24 protein-coding genes are annotated in these 25,440 nt (G+C 58.6%); 13 read left to right on the plus strand and 11 right to left on the minus strand.

Going from position 1 to position 25,440, the window contains the following annotated elements; genetic code table 11:
* Nucleotides 1-14: 14 nt before the first annotated feature.
* Together FH975_RS09175 and FH975_RS09180 are read right to left on the minus strand one after the other, a co-directional pair.
* The gene (locus tag FH975_RS09175; protein ID WP_162321107.1) at nucleotides 15-938 is read right to left on the minus strand and encodes a malate dehydrogenase; all 924 of its coding nucleotides are present in this window, start codon (nucleotides 936-938) and stop codon (nucleotides 15-17) included.
* The gene (locus FH975_RS09180) at nucleotides 935-1,897 is read right to left on the minus strand and encodes an alcohol dehydrogenase catalytic domain-containing protein (protein ID WP_328821850.1); all 963 of its coding nucleotides are present in this window, start codon (nucleotides 1,895-1,897) and stop codon (nucleotides 935-937) included. Before FH975_RS09180 ends, FH975_RS09175 begins: the two co-directional genes overlap by 4 nt.
* Here FH975_RS09180 and FH975_RS16610 point away from each other — a divergent pair.
* Nucleotides 1,877-2,038 (plus strand): hypothetical protein, encoded by a 162-nt coding sequence (locus FH975_RS16610; RefSeq protein ID WP_235928621.1) that lies wholly within the window; start codon nucleotides 1,877-1,879, stop codon nucleotides 2,036-2,038. The two genes, FH975_RS09180 and FH975_RS16610, sit on opposite strands and share 21 nt — an antisense overlap.
* Here FH975_RS16610 and FH975_RS09185 read toward each other — a convergent pair.
* From FH975_RS09185 to FH975_RS09195, 3 genes are all read right to left on the minus strand, one after another.
* A complete protein-coding gene (locus tag FH975_RS09185) occupies nucleotides 2,018-3,724 on the minus strand; it encodes a thiamine pyrophosphate-binding protein (RefSeq protein ID WP_202923152.1) in 1,707 nt (568 codons plus the stop codon). The genes FH975_RS16610 and FH975_RS09185 overlap by 21 nt on opposite strands.
* A gap of 353 nt (nucleotides 3,725-4,077) precedes the next feature.
* Nucleotides 4,078-5,463: an aminomethyl transferase family protein gene (locus FH975_RS09190; RefSeq protein WP_162321109.1), complete on the minus strand. Its 1,386-nt coding sequence runs from the start codon at nucleotides 5,461-5,463 to the stop codon at nucleotides 4,078-4,080.
* A 139-nt stretch (nucleotides 5,464-5,602) separates the two neighbouring features.
* The gene (locus FH975_RS09195; RefSeq protein ID WP_162321110.1) at nucleotides 5,603-5,908 is read right to left on the minus strand and encodes an EthD family reductase; all 306 of its coding nucleotides are present in this window, start codon (nucleotides 5,906-5,908) and stop codon (nucleotides 5,603-5,605) included.
* Between the two features lie 523 nt (nucleotides 5,909-6,431).
* Between FH975_RS09195 and FH975_RS09200 the strand changes: the two genes are divergently transcribed.
* The 12 genes from FH975_RS09200 (at nucleotide 6,432) to FH975_RS09255 (ending at nucleotide 17,813) form a co-directional block, all read left to right on the plus strand.
* Nucleotides 6,432-6,977, plus strand: coding sequence for a TRAP transporter small permease (locus tag FH975_RS09200; RefSeq protein WP_162321111.1), 546 nt, complete (start codon nucleotides 6,432-6,434; stop codon nucleotides 6,975-6,977).
* A gap of 23 nt (nucleotides 6,978-7,000) precedes the next feature.
* A complete protein-coding gene (locus FH975_RS09205) occupies nucleotides 7,001-8,392 on the plus strand; it encodes a TRAP transporter large permease (protein WP_162321112.1) in 1,392 nt (463 codons plus the stop codon).
* 180 nt (nucleotides 8,393-8,572) lie between these two features.
* Nucleotides 8,573-9,724, plus strand: a complete 1,152-nt coding sequence (gene dctP, locus FH975_RS09210) for a TRAP transporter substrate-binding protein DctP (RefSeq protein WP_162321113.1) — start codon at nucleotides 8,573-8,575, stop codon at nucleotides 9,722-9,724.
* Nucleotides 9,725-9,750: 26 nt separating this feature from the next.
* Nucleotides 9,751-11,163 carry an aldehyde dehydrogenase family protein gene (locus FH975_RS09215; RefSeq protein WP_328821847.1) on the plus strand — a complete coding sequence of 471 codons (1,413 nt, stop codon included), beginning with the start codon at nucleotides 9,751-9,753 and terminating at the stop codon, nucleotides 11,161-11,163.
* Nucleotides 11,164-11,224: 61 nt separating this feature from the next.
* The gene (locus tag FH975_RS09220; RefSeq protein ID WP_162321114.1) at nucleotides 11,225-12,145 is read left to right on the plus strand and encodes a fumarylacetoacetate hydrolase family protein; all 921 of its coding nucleotides are present in this window, start codon (nucleotides 11,225-11,227) and stop codon (nucleotides 12,143-12,145) included.
* The gene (locus FH975_RS09225) at nucleotides 12,142-12,567 is read left to right on the plus strand and encodes a nuclear transport factor 2 family protein (RefSeq protein ID WP_162321115.1); all 426 of its coding nucleotides are present in this window, start codon (nucleotides 12,142-12,144) and stop codon (nucleotides 12,565-12,567) included. The genes FH975_RS09220 and FH975_RS09225 overlap by 4 nt, the downstream gene beginning before the upstream one ends.
* Before the next feature lie 51 nt (nucleotides 12,568-12,618).
* Nucleotides 12,619-13,605 (plus strand): VOC family protein, encoded by a 987-nt coding sequence (locus FH975_RS09230; RefSeq protein ID WP_162321116.1) that lies wholly within the window; start codon nucleotides 12,619-12,621, stop codon nucleotides 13,603-13,605.
* A complete protein-coding gene (locus tag FH975_RS09235; protein WP_162321117.1) occupies nucleotides 13,602-14,201 on the plus strand; it encodes a carboxymuconolactone decarboxylase family protein in 600 nt (199 codons plus the stop codon). The genes FH975_RS09230 and FH975_RS09235 overlap by 4 nt, the downstream gene beginning before the upstream one ends.
* Nucleotides 14,202-14,319: 118 nt before the next feature.
* Nucleotides 14,320-15,291 carry an AraC-like ligand-binding domain-containing protein gene (locus FH975_RS09240; RefSeq protein ID WP_162321118.1) on the plus strand — a complete coding sequence of 324 codons (972 nt, stop codon included), beginning with the start codon at nucleotides 14,320-14,322 and terminating at the stop codon, nucleotides 15,289-15,291.
* Between the two features lie 110 nt (nucleotides 15,292-15,401).
* Nucleotides 15,402-15,827, plus strand: a complete 426-nt coding sequence (locus FH975_RS09245) for a carboxymuconolactone decarboxylase family protein (protein WP_235928622.1) — start codon at nucleotides 15,402-15,404, stop codon at nucleotides 15,825-15,827.
* On the plus strand, nucleotides 15,824-16,732 hold the full coding sequence (locus tag FH975_RS09250) for an NAD(P)-dependent oxidoreductase (protein ID WP_162321119.1): 909 nt from the start codon (nucleotides 15,824-15,826) through the stop codon (nucleotides 16,730-16,732). Before FH975_RS09245 ends, FH975_RS09250 begins: the two co-directional genes overlap by 4 nt.
* A 130-nt stretch (nucleotides 16,733-16,862) precedes the next feature.
* On the plus strand, nucleotides 16,863-17,813 hold the full coding sequence (locus tag FH975_RS09255) for a LysR family transcriptional regulator (protein ID WP_162321120.1): 951 nt from the start codon (nucleotides 16,863-16,865) through the stop codon (nucleotides 17,811-17,813).
* 25 nt (nucleotides 17,814-17,838) lie between these two features.
* Here FH975_RS09255 and FH975_RS09260 read toward each other — a convergent pair whose 3' ends face one another.
* The 6 genes from FH975_RS09260 to FH975_RS09285 are packed head-to-tail and all read right to left on the minus strand — an operon-like array spanning nucleotide 17,839 to nucleotide 25,400.
* The gene (locus FH975_RS09260; protein WP_162321121.1) at nucleotides 17,839-18,987 is read right to left on the minus strand and encodes a flavin reductase; all 1,149 of its coding nucleotides are present in this window, start codon (nucleotides 18,985-18,987) and stop codon (nucleotides 17,839-17,841) included.
* A 15-nt stretch (nucleotides 18,988-19,002) separates the two neighbouring features.
* The gene (locus tag FH975_RS09265) at nucleotides 19,003-20,304 is read right to left on the minus strand and encodes an NtaA/DmoA family FMN-dependent monooxygenase (RefSeq protein WP_162321122.1); all 1,302 of its coding nucleotides are present in this window, start codon (nucleotides 20,302-20,304) and stop codon (nucleotides 19,003-19,005) included.
* Nucleotides 20,305-20,331: 27 nt separating this feature from the next.
* Complete coding sequence (locus tag FH975_RS09270; protein ID WP_162321123.1) at nucleotides 20,332-22,011, minus strand: CocE/NonD family hydrolase; 1,680 nt, start codon at nucleotides 22,009-22,011, stop codon at nucleotides 20,332-20,334.
* A gap of 54 nt (nucleotides 22,012-22,065) precedes the next feature.
* Nucleotides 22,066-23,115, minus strand: a complete 1,050-nt coding sequence (locus FH975_RS09275) for an ABC transporter ATP-binding protein (RefSeq protein ID WP_162321124.1) — start codon at nucleotides 23,113-23,115, stop codon at nucleotides 22,066-22,068.
* The gene (locus tag FH975_RS09280; RefSeq protein ID WP_162321125.1) at nucleotides 23,112-24,842 is read right to left on the minus strand and encodes an ABC transporter permease; all 1,731 of its coding nucleotides are present in this window, start codon (nucleotides 24,840-24,842) and stop codon (nucleotides 23,112-23,114) included. The genes FH975_RS09275 and FH975_RS09280 overlap by 4 nt, the downstream gene beginning before the upstream one ends.
* A gap of 9 nt (nucleotides 24,843-24,851) precedes the next feature.
* Nucleotides 24,852-25,400, minus strand: a complete 549-nt coding sequence (locus FH975_RS09285; protein ID WP_162321126.1) for a nuclear transport factor 2 family protein — start codon at nucleotides 25,398-25,400, stop codon at nucleotides 24,852-24,854.
* Nucleotides 25,401-25,440 lie beyond the last annotated feature (40 nt).

Below are 25,440 nucleotides of genomic sequence, written 5' to 3' on the forward strand. Positions count from 1 at the left end.
GGCAAGGGCCAAGCTCAAATATTGAGTGCCTGCGCTTGCCCTCTAATGTTCTGTGCGATGGCGACGAGGCTCTCCATTTCGTTTGCGGCGAGCGGTGGCAAATGGGCGTGGAAGCCTGTGCCGTGCCATGCCACAGGGAGGCTCATGAACGTATCCGGGAGACCCTCGACATCATGGCTCGACACGGTGGTGACCAGTGAACGCCCCCGACCAAGGTCCTCGAGTAGCTTGGCCACACCGAGGCCGCTTGCCCAGCCCGAGGTGCGGCCGGCCTTGAGAGCGAGGTAACGGGAGAACCACCCTTCCATATGGTGTTCCAGCCGCCTTCGAGCATGATCTGTCCATGTGACGGCTTCGCCGTCGATGCGCACCGAGGAAAATATCGGCACCTGCCCTGCTCCGTGTTCACCGAGGACCATGGCATCTACATGGGATGGCGCGACGTCGAACTCCTGGGCAACGGCGTAGCGGAATCGTGCAGTGTCATTGAGGGCATAGCCGATGAGTCGCTCCCTGGGAAGACTCTGCGTTCGGCTCATCCAGTGAGCCAGGATATCCACCGGATTTGTCAGAAGGACTACTATGCCGGCCGGTGAAAGCTGCTTCTGAATAGCAGGTGCGAGTGAGTCAAGCAGACCGGCGTTGGCCTCAAGAAATTCTCGCCGATCCCCTTCAGGATCTTCTGGCAGCGACGCTGCAACGACGACCGCGTTGACAGTTCCTGCGGGAGCTTCTCCCGTGATCAGCTTTGGCGAGTCGACACCTAGGACCGTTTGCCCATCGGTGATGTCGATTCGGTGAGCCTCGACGAGGTTGTCTTTGACGTCCTGCATATAGATTTCCTGGCCGACGCCGCGGCTGGCCAGCTGAGCGCAGACAGAAGACCCCACGGTGCCTGCAGCGCCGATGACGGCGACGCGCTGGGGCCAACTAGTCACAATCCCTCGCCCGCTGAATGACTGCGAATCAAGATTTTCGATCCAGCCCCAGTGCTGAGCCTCTGGATGGCTGCCCCGGTCTCCTCGATCCCGACTTCTTCGACCCATCCGCTAGGTTCTATGGCGCCGTCGGCCATAGCGGCGATGACGTCGTCGAAGTCGTCCGGGAGGTAGCCAGAGGAGCCGACCACACCCATTTCTTTTTCAACCAGAGCCATCGGATGAAGCTCGACGGAACGTGTGTGCAAGCCTAGGATGACAGTGAGCCCGCCTGGTGAAACGCTTGCCAGCGCAGATTCGAGTGCGGCAGGAACGCCGGCACATTCATACGCTGCTGAAGCGCCGATGTCATTGGTTGCTGCTCGAACCACCGCTGCCACGTCTTGGCAACTCGGATCTACCACCTCAGCACCCAGAGCGGATATGGTTTTCCTCCGTTCCCGATTTGGTTCTGAGACGACAATCCTCTCCACCCCATGTGCACGTAGCGCAAACCACACTCCTATTCCTACGGGCCCAGCACCCACAACCAAAGCACAATCCCCAGGCTGAGGCTTGGCCAACTTCACTCCGTGCCAGGACACGGCAAGTGGTTGGACCAGTGCGCCCATCCGAAGGTCAACATTGTCGGGCAAGTGATGCAGCATGTAAGCGGGAACAGTGGTGTACTCCGCGATACCTCCACCGTGAGAGTGCATTCCGTGCAGTCCCCTCACTGCGCAGGCGTTACTCAAACCTGTCCTGCAGGCCGCGCACTCGCGGCAAGAATATGTCGGACAGACAGCAACCCGATCCCCCACCTCAACATCACTCACACCCTCCCCCATCTCAATAACGGTGCCCGAAAACTCGTGTCCGAGAATCTGCGGAAGCGCAGATCCGGTGATGGGGTGTGGCTTTGAGAGGTCCAGACTCAGATTCGAGGGGTCCTCATATACATGAAGATCAGATCCACAGATACCGGAGAACGCGTTGAGGAGTTTAACTTCTCCCGGACCTGGGACTGGTTCTTCGACATTCTCGATTCGCAGATCGTGCGCGCCATGGAGCACCGCAGCTTTCATCCAGCGCGCCGCTTCCTACTCCGCGCCTTCGAATGAGTGAGCCAGGACCCAGGACGGGAACTCAGTGATCCGAGCGTCGATAACCAGGGGAACTGGAACATTACTTTCAAGCCATTGGTCGACAACTGCAAGGTCGTCGGCTGTGCGGACTGTGACAGCTTCACAACCGTATCCACGGGCGATGGAGGCAATGTCGGTCTCGGGAAACACCACGGTGTCGAGCTCATCCGTTTCGTGGGCAAAGTGGTGCACCTCGGCACCATAGGCATGATCGTTGTACACCACCACAACCATCCGTAGTTGCATTCGTACCGCAGTGTCCAGCTCCACATGGCTCATCATGAACCCACCATCACCCACGCCGACGATCGGTAGTCGGTCGCGGAGCGCAGTTGCGGCACCAACGCCCATAGACAAGGCCAGGCCAATCGACTGAAAAGCGAGACCCAGACAGTACCCAGTATTGTCCGGAACTCGAAAGAGCATAGCTGGGTAGGCGTTAAAGTTTCCCCCGTCCGGCACAACCACCCGGTGATCCGGCAACTTCTTATCGAGCTCAACAGTCAATAGCCTGGGGTCGATGTGGGTCTCGGTAGAGGTATCTTCGAATGGTTGTTCGCACCAATGCCGTGAGGCTCGCACCTTTTGGGCAACAGATTCGGTACGGTACCCCGTGCGCGACCCACCTGCTTCACCGCGCAGCTCCCCAAGCACGGCTTCAGCGGTAAGCCGAGTGTCGCCAAGCACCGCGTCATCCACGGGGAAATGAAACCCGAAGGCTTCCCGCCGATCGTCCACCTGGATCACTCGCTTGCCGAGCAGGAGGGAGCCGTTGCGAGTGGTCCATTTGTTCAGGGCCGCACCGAAAACGACAAGCAAGTCTGCCTGGGCAACCAACTCTGCACTGCCATCCGTCGCGAAACCGCCCATGGCGTCCAAGTACCACGGATCATGGGCAAAGAGCCCGCGTGCAACTGCTGAGGTGGTTAACAACGCCCCAGCCTGTTCGGCGAGGGCGCGCAGTTCCGTCACCGCATGCACCCCGCCCCGTCCAGCCACAATAACCGGGCGTTCCGCGGTAGCCAAGGCCTTAGCGACTTCCGACACGGCAGGACCAGACGCTCCGGAATGCACGGGCCTCAGCAATTCGAGCCCGGAGGCGGGCCGCAAAGGTGCCTGCTGTTCTTGGAGGTCCAACGGAACCGAGAGGACCACCGTCTTGCGCCGGTGCACCGCAGTCTGGACAGCTCGGGCGACGTCCTGCCATACCGTTTCGGGGCGATGCACCCGTTCTGCCACCGCGCCTAATCCCTTGACGACCGCGTCTTGGTCGATATAGAAGTTCGACGCCGTGTTCCACCCCGGGGTATCGCCGGCTAAAACGATCACTGGTGTGCCAGATTTAGCCGCCTCGGTCACTCCGGTGAGCGAATTAGTGAGTCCGCACCCTTGGTGGACAGAGACGACGGTCAGTCGCCCGGTGGATCGAGCGTAGGCATCAGCCATACAGGCAGCGCCCATCTCATGCCGGGCAGCGGTGAACCCGGCTCCAGCGCGAATGAGAGCATTGGTCATATGGAAATTTCCGCTGCCCACTACACCGAAGATATGAGCTGCGCCCAACTCACCGAGAGCGGATCCGACGGCTTCGGCCACGCTGATATGTGGAGGCGAGGACGACGATGCACTGGACACCTCAGGTCGCTCTGTGGTCGAGGTCATCGTCCGACTTCCTTTCATAGGCCTTGAATTCTGGCGACCTTCTGCTGGCTGAACTGAGCGTAACCACATTTATGACGTGAGTGCTCAGATTCTGGACATCCTCTCACTCTGTGAGTGACTCAAGTCACACACAATAACTGGCCCTTACTCTAAAGCGATAACCCCGTCGGGCCAATAGACGCACTCCGTGAATACGTAGAACTTTTCGGCCCGGAGTGTTCCCGGGGTGACACTGACCCAACCCTGCCTATGTCTGAACAAGACCAGACACGCACTCGATGCTCGCCACAGCTGGAGTTCAGTGCCCTCCCGGAATTCAACGCCTTAGCGAGATTCAGAGGAATGAACCCCGATCAGGAATCGGCGCGGTAGACAGTACGCGCATATTCCGTGAGCGGAGCGGGCTGGACCGTAGCGCGAATCTTTACTTGTACATGGTCCTCCACCTGCGACTTCTTGGAGCGCGTCTCCTCACCCCAGACGACGGTGACCTCAGTACCGGGCTCCGCAAACTCGGGCTCCATGTGGGCCAGCGACAGCATTGCCCGCTCATTGGCGGAGTACCCTGTCCACAGCGAGAGCCCCACCTGCTGACCGTTCGCGGTTTGCACTTGGTCATAGTGGAAAGTGTCGTACAGGGCCATAGGGAGGTTGAAGAATTTAGCACCGGGGGCCGGACCAAAGAGGGCCGAGCCGAAGGCCTCCGTCATGTCCTCGTTGTTCCAGACGAGAGTGACCTTTTTGCGCCCCTTCTCAGGGAGGCCTTCCTCGACCATGCGTTCCAGTGCTTCACGACCGACGAAATCATGATCGAACCGCACCACCCTGCCGTAGTCCAGCTCGAAGGGCGTGATGTAGTAATCTTCGATGTTTTGCGAGTAGTAACTGCCGCCCAGCGGAGAAGTCGCTTCGTAGGCGCTGTCCTGAAGCCAGCGCCGGAAATCGGCCATCTTCTCGCCAGTGTAAATGGCTGGCAGAGGGCGCGGCTGCCACCCGGACTCCAAGGCATTGGTGTGGTAAGCGCGAGCGCCTACCTGAACCATCCCAAACTTCTCGCCGGCTTTCAGTAACGCACCGTGGACAGCGTCGACGTCTTCCCAAGGCCCCCACATCTCAAAGCCGGGCTCACCGGCCATTCCGTGACGCAATGCGCGGACTTCTTTGCCCCCGATGGTAAACCGCGTCATACCGAAGAACTTCAGCTTCGGCGGCTCACTTCCGATAGCTTCTTTCATGACATCCATCGCGCCGGGCCCTTGGACCTGGAAGCGGTACACCACCGGGTCACCAGAGCGGTAGAGCGAGTTGTCATCGCGCCACACGCGCACATCGTATCCGCCGGTCTCGGCGTGAAAGTGCAGCCAGTTGATAGAGGGTGGAATACCCACCGCCTGATACTCGTCCTCCTCCAAATGGAACAGGATGTTGTCGCCGATGACATACCCGTCGTGATTCACGGCGATGAACTGCTTGGCGGTGTCCACGGGGAATTTCTCTACGCTGTTTACGGCGAGATCGCTGATGAGCTTCTTAGCGTCCGGGCCTTTGATGTTGAGATCGGCCATGTGATGCGACTGGTCGAAGATTACGGCGTTGGTCCGCCAGGACAGCTGCTCGTCACGCCAGTTGCTGAATTCGGGGACTACGCGCGGCACAACAGCGGGCGGCGCGGGGGAATCCCAAAGCAGCTTGTGCGCACTACCTGCCTCAGCGATTGCGTCGTCAAGGTTCTTTGTCATGGTGTTGCTCCTTAGGTGATGCTAGTCAAGACTTCTCTCCCATTCTTGACCCAGGCCCTCCCCAAGAAAAGCTCTTATATGTGATGTAGCTCATAAGAAAATCTACGGATAGCACCCTGAGACCTCACGACCCCGCCCATCAGATCGATTCGGCGGCGAAATGCATCACGATGGCACCGCCGGTCGCATAGTTTGGCACATCGGCTCCAACGGCCTGCCCTTCCGGCGAGGCCATAGCGAACTCGTAGGCTTCTTTGCTTTGGAAATCCGCCTCGAAGATCGCGAAATAGGGACTCTCCTGCTCGCCAGCGTCGATATTCAGCGAAAACCGGTGGTCGAGCATGCCCGGAAGCTTCTTCGCCAAAGGCAGGTGCACATTGCGATAGTGCTCCTCGAACGCCTTTGGATCTTCGGGATGGGGATAGAGAACGACGACGCGATGCATAGCGAAACTCCTGTGGGGGGGGGACATTGGACGAAAGTCATTCTAGAGCGCGCATCCGCGGAAAAGGAACGACTGAATCCTTCCGATGCGCGGCCCAATTGAGCCAAAGTGCCCTATGCCCCCTATCCCGCCTGAAACGATGACCTCCGGATAAACAGGGCCCAAGGGCGTCGGGGCGTCGCGACACGCCCATAGTTTGCCCGAAAATCTGTCTAAATCCGCGATGGACTTGTGATCGGACTCACAAGAGGACATCATGGTGTATGGTCAGGAATCGAACGGGTCTCATTTCCCTTCGTGTTTGTTTAGGTATCTACTGTGGATCAGAATGGCCACTAGTTTCACGTTGTCACTGATGTTAAAAGGAACCGGTGCTCCGTATCTACGCGCACATGTATAGCCTTTTAGTGGCGGACTCCAAGATTTTGGAAACGTTGATCATCAAGGGCACCGTCACAATCTAGAGAAGAACGGTTTGGTCAGGCGGCAATCGGCGGTCGAACCGTGGGAAAGGATGTCGGTCGTGGAACGTGTGATTATCGGCGTCAGTCGGGTGATGGGCGTGATCGCCGCATCGGCGATTGTTGTGCTGATGCTTGCCATCGTGGCGGATGTCGTCACTCGTTTTCTGACGGGTTCGAGTCTGCCAGCAATGGTGGAGCTATCGGAGTCAGCTTTGATCGTCTCGATCTTCTTCGGTTTGGCCTGGGCGGGGACCTCGGGGGCGCATGTCTCAGTCACCCTGTTCACCGACCGACTCGGAAAAGGTGTCAACCGGTTTCTCGGCGTTGTGGTCTGGGGGCTTAGCGGTGGATTAGCAGCGTGGCTGACCTACGCAACCACGTTGCGGGCCATCAGCGCCACGGAGCGAAACGAGATTCGGATGGGTCTTGTGCAGTGGCCGATGTGGCCGCTCAGGTGGGTGGTCGCCGTCGGTCTGGCAGTGTTCTTCTTGGTCTGCGTCATCAACCTTGTGCGAGTGCTGCGCGGCATGGACATTCTGCCTGCGCACACTGAAGAGGAAGCTCGCGGCGAAGCGGCCGAGCTTGAAGAGGGCGCAAAACTCTAAGACAAGGATGGAAACCGTAAACTATGGATATCAATCAGGTTGTCATCCTGACGCTCGTCATCCTCCTCGTAATGTTGAGTATCCGGATGCCTGTGGCGCTGAGCCTCGGTCTGGCCGGTGGCGTGGGACTGATTCTGTTGCGGGGCTTGGATTACGCAACGAGCAATATGGGCTCGGTGCCCTTCGCCGATACAGCGAGCTTCGCCTTCACCATCATCCCGATGTTCATCCTGATGGGAATGTTCGCCGTACGGGCCAATATCGCCACTAACGTCTTCGCCGTGGCGAACCATTTCGCACGCAAGGCTCCCGGAGGGCTTGGAGTCGCCACCGTTATGGCCTGTGCAGGTTTCTCAGCCGTCTCTGGCTCTTCGATCGGCACTGCGGCCACCATTTCGCGTCTCGCGGTCAACCAGATGCGTGCCAGCGGCTTCCCCGCCACGTTGGCGACCGGAATCGTCGCCATCGCGGGCACTCTCGGGGTCATGATTCCCCCCTCAACGTTTTTGGTGCTGTATGCCGTGCTGGCCCGCGAGTCGGTCGCCGCCATGTTGGCGGCCGGGATCATCCCCGGGCTGCTCTCGGCCGTCTTCTACATCGTTTACATCATGCTCTTCGGTCAGAGAATGATCCGCAAGGAGATGGCTCACCGCGAGAACGTCGACGACGGGATGGACAGCAGCGGCGAGAAACTGACGGCCGCCGTTGACGAGGCGCGCGAAGAACTCGCTCGTCGCGCCACCCGCATCCGCGACCTTCCTTGGCGCGGAGTCCTGCACGTAGCAATCCTCTTCCTGATCGTCATGGGCGGAATGTACTCCGGGATATTCACCTCGACCGAGGCTGCCGCCGTCGGGGCATTGACCGGCCTCATCATCCTGATCGTGGAGTACCGCGGCAAAGGAATCCGGGAGACATTTATTGCCTTCAAAGACTCCTTGCTGGATACTGCTCAGACGACCTCCATGGTCTTCTTCATCGTTATCGGCTCTGGACTGTTCTCCGCCTTCCTCGTGACCGCCGGGGTGACCAACGCGGTGGCCAATTGGGTGACCAGCCTCGACATGAACCCGATGCTCATTATGGGCCTGCTCCTACTGTGTCTGATCCCGCTAGGCATGTTCCTGGAATCGATGTCCATTCTGGTGTTGTCGGTCCCCCTTCTCTACCCCATCGCGATGGAGTTCGGCTTCGAGGGAATTTGGCTGGGCATCATGATCGTGAAGCTCATCGAGATCGGCATGGTCACGCCACCGGTGGGCATCATCAGCTTCGTGATCGCCGGCAGCGCCAGAGTTCGTGCCGAAACTGTATTCATCGGTGTTATCCCTCTGCTGGTCATGGATCTCATCATCACGGCGATTTTGTTCTTCGTGCCAGCGCTGACCATGTTCCTTCCCTCCCTCATTAGATAGGAAATGCGGGCCGGAAGTATGCCCGCATCCGGTGGAACATGAACGGCGGCTCGACGGCACTTTAGGGCCTCGAAGGCCAGTGGTGACCCCTTCGCCACCAGAACATAGATCGTGCACTGTGAGACAACTAACACTGCGTCGCATGGCGCATGGTGGAGACAACGCAGAAAGAAAGGAACAATGATGTTCGCACCAGGCAAAAACTCGTTCACCAAGACGACCGGCGTTATCGCTGCAGCCGGCGCTCTTTTGCTCTCCACCGCATGTGATGAAGGCGTCACAGGCGGTGGCAACGGCGACGGCGACGCGGGGCCAGAGGTCACCTTGGTCCGCGTGACCGCTGCGTTGGGCCAAACTCCTAACGCGGCAGTCGAGAACTGGTTCCTCGATGAAATCGAAGAACGCAGTGACGGTCGAATCGAAGTTGATCGAAACGAACCCTATGCACTGTGTGATGCCCCCGAGATCGCGGAGTGCGTCGGTGACGGCCGGGCGGACATTGGCGTCACCATTCCGGACTACACTCCCGAACGTTTTCCCTCAACATCGGTGGTCTCGATCCCGTTCATTAATCAGAACTGGCAGGGCGTCACTCACGCTCTGCACGAGATGCACGTCAACAATGAAGACGCTCAGGCGGTCATGGAGCGGAACAACTTGCACCACATCGGCACCTGGCCGGTTGGACGCCTTCTGCTCGGCACCAACGAACCGGTCGAGGACCGCGATGACCTCGCAGGCCTGTCCACTCGCGTCTCCGGCCCCCTCGCAATACAGCTGTTCGAAGAGGGAACGGACGTCAACGTCGTCACCGTCGCCGCTAACGAGGTCTACGAGGCCGTTGAGCGCGGTCTGATCGACTCGACAGCAGCAGGGCTGGACTTTCCAGTTGACTACCAGCTCCGTGAAGTGCTTTCGCACTGGGCTGACCCTGGTACTGGTGAGTATTCCGCCTTCGGAATGTGGATGAACCTCGACACCTACGAATCCATGGACGAAGACCTTCAGGGCATCATTGACGAGGTAGCCGCAGAGCTCGCCGCGGGTGCCGGCGCCGAAGGTTTCCATGATCAGGCACTCAATGAGCAGTGCCCGATCATGATGGACGGCCAGGTGGAGTCATTCGACCGCTGGGACGAGAGCCTCACCGAAGAGTGGGAAACGGAAGCCGGTGACGACCTCCAGGAGAGCTGGGTTGAGCTCGCCACTGGCCATGGCCTTGAAAACGCCGACGCCGTCCTCGACCAGTACCTGCAAGACCTCGAAGAGCTTTCGGACCCAGATGTCGAAGATGCCACTTCGGCCTGCATCGATGAGTTCAACGAACAGTGACGGATTGAAACCAGGAGGACACAGACGTGGCCAACCACACTAAAAACTCGCTTCTCGAGGCCATCACTGTCTCCAGTGAGCAGGGTCGCGCCATTCCAGATGCCGCGACTGGAGAGACGATGGGGTACGTTCCCCAGCACACCATCGCCGACCTAGAAGCCGCGGTGGCCGCGGCCCACGAGGCTCAGCCTGCGTGGGCCGCACTCGGACATGCCAAGCGCTCGGAGATCCTCCATAAGATGGCTGACGAGGTCGAGGCACACGCTGAGGACCTCGCTCAGATCATCTCTCAGGAGCAGGGAAAACCGCTTGGCGGAATGGGATCGCGCTTTGAGGTCGGCGGTTGCGCAGTCTGGTTGCGCAGCGCCGCCGAGACCCCGCTGGAACCCGAGCTGTTGTTCGAGGCCGACGGAACTCGCTCGGAAATGCACTTTGCCCCCGTCGGGGTAGTCGGGGCTATCAGCCCGTGGAACTGGCCGGCAATGATCGCCATCTGGCAGATCGCCCCCTCTTTACGGATGGGCAACACCGTAGTGGCGAAGCCTAGTGAGTACACGCCGTTGAGCGTGCTCGCGCTCATCGAGCTACTCAGGCGCCATGTGCCGGAAGGTGTGCTGACTGGAATCTCCGGTGACCGTGAAATTGGCGCCGCTCTCGCCGCTCACGAGGGCATCGACAAGCTGATGTTCACAGGATCGACACGCACCGGGCGTGAGATCGTCAAGAGCTCGGCGAACAACCTCGCTCGACTAACCCTGGAACTTGGCGGGAACGATCCAGGAATTGTCCTTCCCGGAACTGATGTGAAGGCGGTCGCGGAACAAATTTTCGGAGGAGTGTTCATCAACACCGGGCAGACCTGCGCGTCGCTCAAGCGCCTCTACGTTCACGACTCGGTGTATGACGAGTTGGTCGAGGCGCTGGGCACATTAGCTGAGGCCGCGAAGCTTGGGCCCGGGCTGGATGAAGACAGCCAACTCGGTCCGCTCACGACCGCCCAGCAGTTCCGAATCGTGTCCGAACTGGTCGAGGATGCCAAGGCGCGCGGTGGCCGCATAGTGACCGGTGGAGAAGCGGCCCCAGATCTCGGGCCGCACTTCTACAAGCCAACGATCGTTGCCGATATTGACGATGGCGCTCGATTGGTTGACGAAGAGCAGTTCGGTCCGGTCCTGCCGGTCATCCGCTATTCCGATGTCGAAGATGCAGTTGCTCGTGCGAATGCATCGGACCAAGCCCTCGGCGCCTCCATCTGGGGTGACAAGGACGAGGCCAGAAAGCTCGCAGAGCGCATCGAATCGGGCACGGTATGGGTGAACCAGCACGGCACACTGAACCCGATGGTGCCCTTCGGCGGGGTGAAGCAGTCGGGCTACGGTCTGGAGTTTGGATCGCACGGACTCAAGGCAGTGGCAAACCCCAAGGTGATCACCTTCTGAATCTTATGGCGCGTCAAGTACGTACCTAGGGTTACGGCGGTGAAGTAGGAAACGGAGTGCGATGAAGCTAGGAACGGTCGAGCTGGACGATGGGACAACGACTGTCGTGGTTGAGACCGACAGTGAAACTGTTGTCCTGGAGGGATATCAGGATCTCGACGCCCTGATTGCTGCGGGGGAAGACACGTGGCGCACGGCGGCCGGTCAGGCCTTGAACGACGGGGCCCGGCTGAACCGGGACGAGTTCCAGTGGTTGCCGCCGGTGCGCCGTCCCGGGAAGGTGCTGTGCGTGGCGCTCAACAACTCTGCCAATCCGGACCGCATCAAGTCTGGCCCGGATACGCCGGCGATGTTCACTAAGCCTTCGTCATCCCTCCTCGGTCACGGTCGCTCGATCATCGTCAAAGACATGTATGGACGGGTTCACCCAGAGCCCGAGTTAGCTGTAGTGATCGGTCGCGGCGGTGCAGACATTGCCGTCGACGAGGCATTGGCGCACGTTTTTGGCTACACCATCATCAACGACCTCACGTCTCCCACGATGCGCGGCACCGACACGTTCAACTACCGAGCGATTCATCCAGCACCCGAGGAAGCAGGAGGCACCCGGTACGTAGATAGCTGGGTCAGCTATCCGGCGCGTTACAAGGGTGCTGACACCTTCGGACCCCTCGGGCCCTGGGTGACAACAGCCGAAGATCTTCCAGATCCTCATGCTCTCCGGATCACCTGCAGTCACAACGGACGCATCGTCACTGACGACAGCACCGCCAACTTGCGATTCTCGGTGGCAGAGGTGATCTCTTTCGCCTCCCATTACCTCACCCTGGAACCTGGCGACATCATCGCCATGGGCACGGCTTTGAAGGCCTCAGCTCAGGGCGGCGCCGTCCAGAACGTGGACCTGGTAGAGCTGGGCGGGACTGTCGAGGTCGCCATCGAAGGCATCGGAACTCTGTCGAACCCGGTTGAAAAGAGATGAGCGAACTGGCGCCTGCCGACCGGTCGGCATTGCAGGAACTCAACGCGCGTTTCGCTTGGGCTTTGGATGACCACGAGTTTGATGCCCTGAGAGAGATTCTGATGCCAGAGGCGCACTATGTCTCAGTGGGCCGCGAGTTCCAAGATCTGGAAACCATAATCGCCTCCTTCAAGGCCCGGACAGAATCGCGCACCACACGCCACGGCATGGGAAACCTGCTCCTGAGCGCCGACGGACCTGGCCGAGCGACTGGCAGGTCGAGTTGGTTCACTTTCGCCAGCAACGCAGCTGCTCCCACTGACCCCGAGGTCTACATGGTCGCTGACTTCCGGGATGTATACGTGCTAACCCCCGCCGGATGGCGCATTGCTGAACGGATTATCACTCCAGTGTTCCGACGAGCTGACCTTGCACCCAACTAGCCACCCCTCGCCCACCGTGTGGGCACCCGTCCGGCGAGAAGGAATAATGACGTGAACCACCAGACACCTCCCCCCGAACCTATCCGCGAACTGGCACACCTGGGCCACCACGGGCTCTATACCCCAGATCTCGACGGGAGCCTCTGGTATTTCGTAGATCTGCTCGGAATGGACATCGTTGAACGCGAGGGTAGCACCGTATACCTGCGTGCCTACGGCGACTACGAGCGGTGGACACTCCGGCTCAGCCAGCGGGAGAAGCCGGGGTTAGAGTACGTGTCCTGGCGTATGTGGAGCCCCCAGGCCCTGGACCGACGCGTGGAGTGGCTCGAGAAACACGGTTTGGGCGGAAGTTGGGTCACTCAGGAGTATGGCAAAGGCCCTGCTTACCAATTCGAGGACCCTGATGGGCACGTCTTCAGGCTCTACTACGAGACCGAGAACTATGTGGCACCTGAAGGCAAGAAGCCGGTCATTCCGGTCAATGTTCAGGCCTACGCCGGAAGGGGTGCGAACGTCCACCACTGTGATCACGTCAACTTGTTGGCCCAAGATGTCCGTGCGTGTCGCGAGTTCTGGGAAGAGGCCTTCGGCTTGCGTAGCTACGAGATCATTCGCCGGGCCGATGGCTCGGAGGTGGGTGCCTGGATGTCAAGTTCTCTTCAGGGACATGAACTGATCTACACCCAGGACAACACCTCGGGCAACGGACGCCTCCATCACTTCGCCTACGTGGTCCCGACGCGTGAAGAGGTGCTGCGCGCTTCGGACATTTTTGCCGATGCCCGTATATACATCGAGGCCGGCCCGTCGAAACATACGGCCATCCAGGGCTTTTACTGTTACACCCGCGAACCGGGAGGTAATCGAATCGAAGTGGCCAACGGTGGCTACTTCGTCTTCGCACCCGACGCCGAACCGTACGTGTGGAACCTGGAGGAATGGTCCCAAAAGCCTGGCTGGGGCGCTCCGATTCCTCCCCAGTTCCATCTGTACGGCACCCCGGTCGTTGACCCCGAAAAGGAACTCGTTCGGTGACCTCGGGCCGATACCAGCTGCGGGGACCGGAGGAACTCGACGCTGAGCAGCGTTCGCTGCACAACCGGATTATCTCAGGGCCGCGTCAGAGCCAAAAGAGTCAGGCGCCGCTTACAGACGAGTCTGGGGCCTTACTCGGGCCCTTCGCTCTGATGACCATCTCGCCAGCAATCGGCGACGCGGTTCAGCAGGTGGGCGCGGCATTGCGCTTCTCCAGCGGTCTCACACCACTGGTTCGGGAGGCTACGATACTCCTGGTCGCTGCCCGTCATCGGTGTGACTTTGAGTGGATCTCACACGCCGGACTCGGCCGTTCTGCTGGTCTGGACGAGGATGCGCTGGCAGCGTTGGGCCGTGGGCACGTACCACACGGTTTGTCAGCAGAGGATGCCTACGCTCTTCAGACGACGCGAACCTTACTGGTTGATGGCGCGCTCCGTGACGAGGACTATCATCGAGCCACCACGAGGCTTGGGGAGCGCACATTGGCCGAGCTTGTGTGGCTCTGCGGTTATTACAGCATGCTGGCCCTAGCCTTGACGGTCTTCGATCCTCCGCTTGCTGTGGCAGACGACGTCGCGCCGTGGCGTGGTTGATGGGGGACCTTAGGTCCGCGGGACTGTCTCCGGATCCATCTTCCTAAATTGCCGCAGCAATGAGACACCTTGTAGAATCAGCTTGCATGATGTGTTGTACATCACAAAGGATACTCACTTGACACACGGCATGCTTGAGGACCCGGCAAAGACTGAAGCTGTGCGCGTTGATACCGCCAATTCTTTAGGAGAATGGCGAGTAGTAGCGGCGAACCGCATTACACCGGTTCGGGTCAGTGCGGATGAGGGCTTCAGCGGGAGCATCAGATCGCGAATCATCGGTGAGACAACTCTCAGCGAGATCGTCGCGAGCGCGCATCATGTTAAACGCACCCCGGAGCTCATCGGGAGAAATAGCCGTCCTCATATCAAGCTGAGCCTTCAACTGGCGGGTACCGGCTACGTTCGCCAGGGAGACCGTGAGGCCTTTTTGGAAGATGGAGATCTGGCGATCTACGAGACTTCCTATCCCTACACTCTTCACTTTCCCGGCCCCCTGCGTTGCTTCGTCATGGCTTTTCCTGCAGAGAGCTTGGATATTCCCCTTTCGTTGGTCCAGCGAGTGACGGCTATGTGCCTTCCAGGTGACCAGGGAGTGGGACAGATGATTTCGCCGTTCATGCGTCATCTGGCCGAGAACCTTGATGAACTCTCTGGGGTGACGGGAGCACGGATGCTTCGCAGCACCTTTGATTTGCTCACTTCCTTCGTCTATGCCCACCTTGCCAAGGGTGAGGATCAACGGGAGCATGATCGACAAGTAGAGATGCGAACACTCAAGCTTTACATCGACGACCATCTCCATGCTCCGGAACTCAACGCCACTCTTATCGCCAATGCCCATTACATTTCAGTGCGGTACTTGCAGTACCTGTTCAGCCAGGAAGGGCAGACGGTATCGACCTATATTCGCGCCCGACGACTTGAACGTTGTCAGTTGGACCTTTCCGATCCCGCCCAGTCATCATTCTCGGTCCTCCAGATCGCTCAGCGGTGGGGATTCTCAGACGCGAGCCACTTCAGTAAGGTCTTTAAGACCCGCTTCGGAGTAGCGCCCCGCGAATACCGCTCCTTTCATCTTTCCCTTTAGCGGCGCCTCCCAGGACGTGCGGTTCTGACGAAGTAGATTGCGCCGCTACACAAGACACATGGAGGCCCCCGACGCGAGAATGAAGCTAAATCACGCGGAAGGAAGCATTCATGGTCATCAAGGATGAGCTTTACGACGTCGGAATCGAACAACGGCGACACATGTTCGGCCAGGCCGGGGCGGAGGATCAGACCGACAACACCTCTGGTCTGAATGACAAAATTCAGGACTTCGTCACTCGTTACTGTTTCGGAGACATATGGCAGCGCCCACATCTGTCGCCGACAGAACGAAGCAAAGTGACTTTCGCCATGCTGGTGGCCACTGGTAAACCCCATGAGACTCGCATCCACGCACGTGGCGCCCTTGCCAACGGCGTGTCGCCAGTTGAATTGCGTGAAATAGCGATTCATGCAGCCCTGTACTGCGGAATTCCCGCAGCTGTCGAGGGACTGAATGCGCTAGAGGAGATCTTCGCTGAGAAGGGCGTGTCCCTTGACCTCGACGGCGAAGGATCCCAGGAGGAACAGCAATGAGCGAAGCAAAGGGCGTCGAGACAATCGGCTTCGTCGGGCTGGGAACGATGGGCGGCCCTATGGTCACCAATCTCGCGGCATCAGGTTACGACGTTTGTGTGCACGACGCTGATCCTGCGCGCACGCGCACGTTTGCCGAAGAACTTGCCGCGAAAACTGGCCAAAAGATCACGTCGGCGGTAGAACCTTCCACGCTCAGCTCCTGTAGCGTGGTCTTCACGATGCTTCCCACCAGCGCTGTGGTGCGTTCCGTTCTTCTCACACAGGACAACGAGCTGCGAATTCCCTTCGAAAAGGGAACCGTGATTGTTGACATGAGTTCTTCTGACCCCACAGAAACGGTAGATACGGGGAAGGTGCTCGCCGAGCTCGGAGTCCAGATGGTGGACGCGCCAGTGTCCGGCGCCAAAGAAAGGGCAGCCACTGGCACTCTGGCCATCATGTTAGGAGCCGACGATGATGCGGCAGCCGAACGGGCCATTCCCATTATCGAGAAAATGAGTCGGAGCATTTACCGGACCGGAAAGCTCGGGACCGGCCACGCTATGAAGGCACTCAACAACTTTGTGGCGGCCGCCTCCTTCGCTGCGGCCTCTGAAGCGCTCACAGCAGGCCAACGCTTCGGTCTCGACCCTGCCACCATGGTGGACGTACTCAATGATTCAACGGGGCAGAGCTTTGCCACAACCTATGTTCTCGGTCCCCACATTGTGGAAAAGCGTTTCTCCAGCGGCTTCGCGCTGCCCCTCATCACAAAGGATGTGCGCATCGCTGCCGCACTGCAACAGGCGGTCGGCCATTATGCACCGGTCAGCGAGGCGGTCTCCAACCAGTTCAACGCGGCACTAGAGGCGCTCGGACCGGTAGACCACACCGAGGCCTATCGCTTTTGGAGCACAGACTGAGGGCTCCAGGTCGGACCATGCCGCGGGCAACGCCCTGAGGCACCAGAGTTCAAGGCGGATCAAGATAGACCCTCAGAAAAATCGTATGTAAAACTTGGTTACGTGATATAGATCATGAGATAATCTTAAGATGTCGTCTTCCGTTCCCTTCACGTTGCGACAGCTCGAGTACTTCGAAGCCATCGCCTCACAGGGTTCGCTCGCAGCAGCTGCAGAGCACTGTTTCGTAAGCGCGTCGGCCCTTGCACTTGCCCTGGACGACCTCGAGCGTCATCTCGGTGTCCAACTCATCATTAGGCGCAAGGGGCGCGGAACATCGTTGACGCCTGCCGGTTCGCGTGTGCTGTCCCTCGCGCGAAGACTTCTGGCGGGCGCAGAGACACTAGCCACGGACGCTTCTGGGTTAAGCCAAGGACTCACCGGAGCGTTCTCACTTGGCTGTTTTTCGACGCTTGCACCCTTCTATGTGCCCGCCATTCTTGAAGACTTCGGCAGGTCCCACGATGCACTGCAGCTTGAGTGCATCGAGGCACCTGCGACTGAACTACATGAGATGCTTTTGCGGGGGCAAATCGAGACGGCACTGATTTACGGCGTTGACGCCTCATCTCAACTGATCTTCGAACCTGTCCAGCAGATTCGCCCGTACGTCATCGTGGCAGATGATCACCCACTCGCTGCCAAGGGCCAAGTACGCCTTAGTGATCTGATTCATGAGCCTTTGGTGGCATTGGATGTGCAACCTGCACGGAACAATACCCAGCGCGTTTTCGAGAGTCTGGGACTGAGCCCAACCATCGGCCACTACACAAGCAGCTTCGAGGTATCGCGCTGCTTGGTGGGCCGCGGATTCGGCTACGCAGTACTGTTTCAAAGGCCAGCCTCACGTTGGACCTACGAAGGCCACGGCGTCACCTACATAGAACTCGCCGATGAGGTGCCGACGACGATCATTGGGCTGGTACGGCCCTCTGCCGCGCCCCGTACCGCCAAGTACACCGCTCTACTGAATTTTCTGCAAAGCAAATCAGGAGCCCGGGTCGGCACAAGGGGACAAGCCATGACCCCAAGCCTGGACTGAAGCGTGCAGGCTGAGAACCTGCTATCTATATGGTCCCACCGCGAGCCTCGAGGGCGATCCTGGCCAGCTCCTTCGCTTCTTGGTAGTACTGCTGAATGGAGTCAATCGCAGCTGGGGAATCACTTGCCCGTAGAGCAACGACCATACGGTCCAGATGACGAGGTTCAAGGTATCGGCGCCAGTCCATGGACTCCCATACCGACCGCCAAACCCACGCAATGCTCAGTCGACGATACGATTCCGCCAGCTGATCAGAACCAGACGACTTTATGATTGCGCTGTGGAGTTCAGTGTGGAGTGAGAGGAACTCTCCGGGATCCGGCGAATCCGCGTTTCGGAGCTCTTCCATGCGCTCAACAATTCCTTCTAGTTGCCGCAGCTGATCCTCACGGAGCCGTCCTGTTGAATTCGCTACCACTCCAACCTCGATGTTGGTGCGGGCTTCGTAAATGCTCTCAACGAGGTCGAACCCGATGGGGGCGGGCGCAAATCCTCCGTCCGAAGTGCTCTGCACCAACTCTTCCGAGGATAATCTGATCAGCGCGTTGTGCACGTCATCCTCCCGGGCGTCCACGCGCTTAGCTAGGTCTGCCACGTCCAGTGGGTGACCCACTGGAACCTCCCGACGCAGTACCAGTAAACGCACGCTATCGTAGGTGTCGTGTTCGCGAAGGCGGTCCCAGCGGCCGAATGAACCTTGGAAGTAGGTCAGCGGGCGGCCGCCGACTAGGCGCGCATTAAGGGCTTCTCCTATCAAGATCGTGTGCGAGCCTCCTTCCGCGGTGCTGGAGAGCCTGCACGAGAGTGTGGCGATCGATCCATCGAGGAGCGGAGCCCCGGTCAGAGCACACTTTCTGAGTTCGACGCCCACAAATTTGTCACCCTTCCCAGCAAATTGTCGCGCCATCCACCCCTGCTCTTCGGCAAGAACATTGACCACGAATTGGCCAGACTCGAGCACGGCAGCATGGGTGGAGCTCTGGCGATTCATACACGCCAGTATCATCGGAGGGCTCTCCGAAAGAGGGACAACAGCGGCCACCGTGGTTCCATATATCTTGTCTTCGACGGCGGTGGTGATCACTGTCACGCCGCTGGTCAATTTCGCAGCGGCTCGAAGGACTTCTTCGGTGGTGTTCTCCGCCGACGGGTCGTTCATGCGCGGGTCAGTCACGAGGGGTTACGCCTCCTACGCTTGTGGCCTGTTCAGGCCAAGGTTCTCTCGCAGAGTGTTACCTCGGTAGTCAGCGTGGAAGTAACCACGTTCTTGAAGTTCGGGCACCAAGAGATCGCAAATCGCCTCCATGCCTTCAGGCACATGGGGTGCGTTCAGGTTAAATCCGTCGCATGCGTGGGAATCAAACCACTCAATCATGACATCTGCAGCCTGCTTGGCTGTTCCTACAAACCATACGTGGCCGGTGGAACGCGCCCGATCGACAATTAACTCGCCCAGAGTCATTCCTTGCTCAACGGCTTTCCGGCGAAAGATGTGGTACCGGCTGCCGAGCTTGGGGTCTTCGGAAAAGCGATCGGCAGGGATCTTTTCATCGAACCCGATATCGTCGATCTCCAGTTTCAGATCCCCGGCAAGCTGAACACGCCCGGCATCCAAGTCCACGAAATTCCCCAGTTCTTGCGCAATCTCCTGAGCTTCTTTTTCGGTCCGCCCAATAACGGGGACGATTCCCGGTAGTACAGTGACTGCTTCAGGGTCGCGCCCATGTCCGGCCACTTGTTCTTTGACCTGACGGTAGAAGTTCCTCGCGCCGTCGAGTTGCGGTTGGGCCGTGTAGATGATGTCAGCGTGCTTGGAACCGAAAGCCATGCCGGTGGTCGAGGACCCGGCTTGCACCAGGACGGGGTGTCCCTGTGGCGGGCGGGGCATGTTGATGGGTCCCTGAACGCTGAATCGTTTACCTTCGTGGTCGATGGGATTTAATCCATCGGTATCCAACCAGCGCCCGGATTTCCGATCCACATGGATGATGCCGTCGCGCCAGCTGTCCCAGAGCTTCTTGACCACCGTCACGTGTTCCTCGGCGCGGTCGTAGCGTTCCTCGGGATCAGGCACCCCAGAGCCTCCAAAGTTGGCGAAGCCATCTCGTGATGTCACGATGTTCCAGCCAGCTCTACCGCCCGACATGTGGTCAACCCCCGCCATCTGCCGGGCCACGTTGTACGGTTCTGTGAATGAGGTCGACATGGTGCCGATGAGCCCGATTTGCTGCGTGACCGCAGCCAGCGCCGAAAGGGTGCTGATTGGCTCGTAGAAGCCGTTCATCATGATGTCTCCGCGCATGGTGGAGTTGGCGTGGACGCAGTCACCCAGAAAGACAGCATGCAGCTTCGCCTGTTCGGCTTTTTTCGCGAGGTCCGCCATCAGCGGCAGGCTGGCCAGCTCTTCAGCGCGGCTGGTTTCCCGGCGCCAGCTGTCGCGGTGGTAGCCGGCGGGAAGAATAAAAGTGGTCAGTGCCATCTGCCGTGTCATGATGTTCTCCATTCGTACGTCAAGGGGTCAGCGTGGGATGTCATTTGGCACCTCTGTGTGCAGCGCTAGATGTGAGTCGTGCTCGCTGCCGGAATACAGCCGCCATGATCCGTGGTTGTGCAACTGCTCATGGCGGACCACAGGAGACATCAGATCAGGATCTCGTTGGAGGAAGTCCCGTCCCAGAATTGTCAGAGCTAGTTGCTCGCCTGCGTGAAAACGAGTCGCGGAGGGCCAAATCTCGATTTCCAAGGCCACGGGTTCGCCCGGCACCAGAGGTTCGACGGCGTCATGGGGATGCACCGGACGTAGCTCGCTGGAGGCCGACTCGTCCACTGCACGGTGGCTTGCGCGGAGCCAACCCAGCGCCACTGGGCCGTCGTTGAAAAGGGCGTTGATAGGGAACTGTACTTCGTCACCGCTTGCGCTGATCTTGCGGACAGCTACGAAGACATCAGCGTCATCGGACTCTTCAGCTGCTAACCACAGACGCAACCGCATGGGGCCGATGACGTCCACCGTGGCGTCAAAGGTATAGCGCAGGGTTTCTTGGTCCGTGGCGCTGTCGATCTCCCGCGATGCCTCAGGTCCTACGGTGTCGGACAACGAGCCGCTGTCGAAGTCAAGGTGCACGCGCCGAGCGTCCGTCTCAGGCACTGGCCAGGGCACATCTGTGCGGTGAGTTGAGCGATCTCCCATGTCCCGGATCTCTAGGAGCACTCTTGGCCATTCTCTAGGGCCCTGGCCCTGGTCGTGAAGGTAGTAGTCGAAGAATGCGCGCTGTTTCTCCACTGCCTCAGGATGATAGAAATATCGCCACTTCTTCTGACCATGGACTTCAAGCCACTTCTCTGCGCTGGAGATGCGCGAGAACGCTTCTAACGTGCCCCGCGAGTGCAATCCGTGATCGCTCCACGAGGCCACGAGATAGGCGGGAATTGTGATGTTTTCCAGGGGCGGGTACTTGCTGCGGTAGTAGTCCGAATCCAATGGGCGGGCGGCCACATTGGCTGCAGTGTCCTCGGTACGGGTCCTGGAAAATCCCATGTTCATCGAGGCTCTTGGAATGAATCCTGTCTCCGGAATCCCACCGTGGTAGGCGAATTCTCGGTACCAGTCTGTAAAGCACTCCCAGGGACTAATGGCTTTCAGAGCAGAAGGGGACTGTGCGGCGGCAATGAACTGAGCCCCGGCCAAGTAGGAGACGCCCAGCATACCGACGCGACCATTCGAACGTTCTGGACTTCCCAACCATTCAATAGTGTCGTAGAGGTCTTCGGCTTCTTGAGGACCATTGTGGCGGCCTTCGCCTTCACTGTTCCATAGTCCTCGAGGATCCACGTAGGCAAGAAGGTAATTCTTGGGGCACCAGTAGGCAGGGTCTGGCGCCTCGAATCCGGTCAGCGGCGAGATCCAGCCTTGCTCCACATCGGCCCCAGGAAAGAGGTGGTCTTTAGTGTTGTGTTTGCCATAGGGCCCCCAGGCCAGCAGTACGGGAAGGTCCACAGCGCCCGTTGCGGGACGGTAGAGGTCAGCGTAGATCCGCACCCCGTCGCGCATGGTGATTGGAACGTCTTTTTCCAGAACCACCTCACCGTGTTCTATGAACTCGTGCTGCAGCGGCGGAAGAGGAGGCTTACCGGGGGCGTGCGTCGGGTCCATACCCGGTCGATCAATGATTTCTTCGTCATGGACATTGATGCTCATTAGCTTGTTCCTAACTCTGATGAAGAACCTGGCAAGGGCTTGCGCCCGGGGTGACTATTCAACGACGACGACGTCATCGGTCCGGATGTGGAAGTCAACTTCAGAGCCGTCTTCTCCAAACCCTTCAGTGCCGGCCGGAACTGTCACCTCCACGGAAGCTCCTGCGGCAGTCACCAACCAGGCTTTCCAGAACTCGCCGACGAATTCGCTGTCCCGAATCACGCCCCTACCGGTGATCCCTGCTCGCGCGTCTCCCTCGCTCAGTTCGACGTTCTTGCCGCGGAACGCGACGGCGGAGCCCTTACGCGGCTTCAATGCAGCATTGGTCAGTCGCAGTCCTCCGGCCAGGCGGGAATCGTCCTCCACATCCAGAATGTTCTCGAACCCAACGAAATTCGCCCCAAAGCGCGTTGCGGGCCGGCTGTGAATCTCTTTAGGCGAGCCAACTTGGTCGATTCTTCCGCTGTTCATGATGACCACGCGGTCTGACAGCGCCAGCGCTTCCTCTTGATCATGGGTGACGTAGATCGATGTATTGCCGAATTCTCGGTGGAGCCGTTGGACTTCGACACGCATTGCTACGCGTAGTTTGGCGTCGAGGTTAGACAACGGCTCGTCATAGAGCATCAATCCATTCGCAGAGACCAAACCCCTCGCCAAAGCAATGCGCTGTTGCTGACCGCCAGAGAGCTCGTGGGGGTAACGGTCGGCATAATCTTTCATACCAACAGCTGTGAGCGTCGCCTCGACCTTGTGCTTAATCTCAGCCCGGGGCACCTTCCGTCGCTTCATGGGATAGGCCACGTTTGACTTCACGGACATATGCGGCCACAGCGCGTAGCTCTGGAACACCATGCCGACGTTGCGCTTGTGCGGCGGCAGGTATCGCCCGGCTTCCGCATCAACGAATGTCCGTTCACCGGCCTGAATCCTGCCGTGGTCGGGGTCTTCCAAACCAGCGATGCATCGCAAGGTTGTAGTTTTGCCGCATCCGCTGGGACCCAGGAATGTCACAAATTCACCCTCCTGGATCGTCAAATCCACTCCGTGTAGGACACGTGCGGAACCGAACGATTTCTCAATAGCAGAAATCTCTACCTTCATGATGTCTTGTCCTTTTCTCGGAGCAGTGTTGCTGAGGGAGATCGGCGGCGCAGCAACCAGGTCACCAGCAACGCCGCACCACTAATCAGCAGGAACGTGGCGACCAACATGAGTGAGGCGGCCGCTGCAGTGGGGGCTTGTCCCTCCACGTAACGGGTGTAGATCTCAACCGAGAGGTAGTAGCTTCCCGGTGCGGAGAGCACCAGTGGGGTAGAGAGGATTCCGCTGATGATGACGAAACACAGGACCCAGCCACTCACCAGGCTCGGCAGCATCAGCCGGATGATCACATCCCAGATGGCCCGGTACTTTGTCGCACCGGAGACCCATGCCGCCTCCTCCAGCGACTTCGGAATTTGCGCCATGGCCCCGCTTGTGGTTCTTCCCGCCAGCGGAATGATGGCGACGAACAGCGCGAACACCATAATCACTGATGTTCCGTAGAAGCGACTCAGCCCGGGAACTTCAAGGAACAGCCACAGTACTCCCAGGGCGAGGATGAGTCCTGGCATCGCGAGCCCCAGCCACTGGCTGTACTCGATGAAGCGAGAGAGCCAACCGGCTCGGTAACGCGCAGCCCACGTCAAAGCGGTGGACGCTCCCATCGCCAAAAAGGCACCTAGTACAGCGACTTGCAGGGTGTTTCCGAATGCCGACAGCATGCGCGTGTTGTCTAGAACTGCAAGATAGGTGTCGAAGCTAAACCCGGACGTGGCGCCTAAGAAGGGCGACAGCGAGACGCGGATCAACTGATACATCGGCAGCACGATAGTGACAAATGCGAACACTAGAATGCTTGCGGAGAAAACCCATTTCCAACCTCGCACCTCACGGCGCAAAGGACGGGATTCCTTTCCCCCGACGGTGACAAAGGACCTGCGCCCCAACAGCCGCACCTGCAAGAAGACCAGCAGCAGAAGGATGACCATCAAGAGCACCGACATCGCGCTCGCATGTGAAAACATTGGCCCGGTTGAAGCCGAAAGGTACTGATAAATTTCTGTCGGAATCACATATATACCGGCAGGAACACCCAAAATCTGTGGTGCATCGAAAGATTCGAGAAACAGCACAAAGCTAAGAATCATTGACCCAGACAGAGCTGGGGCAAGGATCGGTATCTCCATCTGAAAGAACGTTCTCAGTGGACTCGCGCCACTAGTGCGTGCCGATTCCTCGAGAGATCGGTCCATTGCCAAGAACGGGCCCAGGAGGAGAAAGAACTGGAGCGCGACTAAGCGAATCGCAGCCACGAGGACGACGCCCCACCAGGACTCGGCGTTGATGACGCGACCAGCGTCACCGAAGAGCGCAGCCAGCACATTATTGATCAGTCCAATATTGGGGTTACCCAGCAGCCCCCAGGCGATCGCGAAGAACATTCCCGGTGTTGCCATGAGGATGAACATCATCACGGGAATGAGCTGTCGCAATGGAGTCTTCGTCTTCGCGTAGATCGCGGTGAAGAACAAGGCGGTGACCGTAGAAATGACGATCACCGCCAACCCCATTAATACCGTCCGGATGGCGACCGCGTGCACCCTTGAGGAGGTGAGAACTTCGGTAAAAGCTACAGTAGAGAACTCACCTGCGTCACCGAACATTTCTGTCTTGAATGCGCCTTGAACGATCATCGCCGCCGGCGCGACGAAACACACGAGACAAATCAGCGCAACACTGAACTGCGGGTTCTTCACATACCGCCCAATACGTCGATGCAACGTCATGGCAACGAGTCATCGCTCCTGACTGGGCTGGTATCCGCCCCCGATGACGGCACCTTCTGGCATTGCGGCGACGTCGTCGTCGTGGTCTGGGCGAACGACCCGGGTCCATAGGTCCTGAATCTTCCAGACGCCGTCGATCCGTCGGTAGTGGACCTTGTAGATACCTTCGGACCAGGGTCCCCAAATGCGCATCATGCCAAAGGATGTCCGAAACTCGCAGACAAATCGATGCCATACGAACTCGCCGTAGGCAGTGTCACCGTCAACAGTAATATCAGGAGAAGAGAGCATATATCCGTCTCGGCTCTTAACTACTGGCTCAAGTTCGGTCGAGAACATCGTGGCGATCTCTTCTTTACCCTGATGTGGGCCATGTTGCCTGATGTCGCACACGGCATCCTCCGCGTACGCCTCTGCAACACCGTCCCAGTTCCTTTCCGCCAAGTCCCGGAAATACTTTTGCTGCAGCTTCTGGATGTCCTGGGCTGAAGTCAGCTCGTGAAGACACTTCTCGAGATACTCGAGCCGTTCAAGGAGTGCCTCGTTCATGTCTGTCATCTCATTCCTCACTATGGTGACTTAGGCAGTGGGGCGACAT

Source organism: Nesterenkonia haasae, assembly GCF_010119385.1.
GTDB classification, from domain to species: domain Bacteria; phylum Actinomycetota; class Actinomycetes; order Actinomycetales; family Micrococcaceae; genus Nesterenkonia; species Nesterenkonia haasae.

Bases quoted from the DNA above. Each gene is read 5' to 3' on its own strand.
- FH975_RS16610 (WP_235928621.1), top strand. From the start codon at position 1,877: ATGAAGATCAGATCCACAGATACCGGAGAACGCGTTGAGGAGTTTAAC.
- FH975_RS09185 (WP_202923152.1), bottom strand. From the start codon at position 3,724: ATGACCTCGACCACAGAGCGACCTGAGGTGTCCAGTGCATCGTCGTCC.
- FH975_RS09190 (WP_162321109.1), bottom strand. From the start codon at position 5,463: ATGACAAAGAACCTTGACGACGCAATCGCTGAGGCAGGTAGTGCGCAC.
- FH975_RS09195 (WP_162321110.1), bottom strand. From the start codon at position 5,908: ATGCATCGCGTCGTCGTTCTCTATCCCCATCCCGAAGATCCAAAGGCG.
- FH975_RS09205 (WP_162321112.1), top strand. From the start codon at position 7,001: ATGGATATCAATCAGGTTGTCATCCTGACGCTCGTCATCCTCCTCGTA.
- dctP (WP_162321113.1), top strand. From the start codon at position 8,573: ATGATGTTCGCACCAGGCAAAAACTCGTTCACCAAGACGACCGGCGTT.
- FH975_RS09220 (WP_162321114.1), top strand. From the start codon at position 11,225: ATGAAGCTAGGAACGGTCGAGCTGGACGATGGGACAACGACTGTCGTG.
- FH975_RS09225 (WP_162321115.1), top strand. From the start codon at position 12,142: ATGAGCGAACTGGCGCCTGCCGACCGGTCGGCATTGCAGGAACTCAAC.
- FH975_RS09245 (WP_235928622.1), top strand. From the start codon at position 15,402: ATGGTCATCAAGGATGAGCTTTACGACGTCGGAATCGAACAACGGCGA.
- FH975_RS09250 (WP_162321119.1), top strand. From the start codon at position 15,824: ATGAGCGAAGCAAAGGGCGTCGAGACAATCGGCTTCGTCGGGCTGGGA.
- FH975_RS09255 (WP_162321120.1), top strand. From the start codon at position 16,863: ATGTCGTCTTCCGTTCCCTTCACGTTGCGACAGCTCGAGTACTTCGAA.
- FH975_RS09265 (WP_162321122.1), bottom strand. From the start codon at position 20,304: ATGACACGGCAGATGGCACTGACCACTTTTATTCTTCCCGCCGGCTAC.
- FH975_RS09270 (WP_162321123.1), bottom strand. From the start codon at position 22,011: ATGAGCATCAATGTCCATGACGAAGAAATCATTGATCGACCGGGTATG.
- FH975_RS09275 (WP_162321124.1), bottom strand. From the start codon at position 23,115: ATGAAGGTAGAGATTTCTGCTATTGAGAAATCGTTCGGTTCCGCACGT.
- FH975_RS09280 (WP_162321125.1), bottom strand. From the start codon at position 24,842: ATGACGTTGCATCGACGTATTGGGCGGTATGTGAAGAACCCGCAGTTC.
- FH975_RS09285 (WP_162321126.1), bottom strand. From the start codon at position 25,400: ATGACAGACATGAACGAGGCACTCCTTGAACGGCTCGAGTATCTCGAG.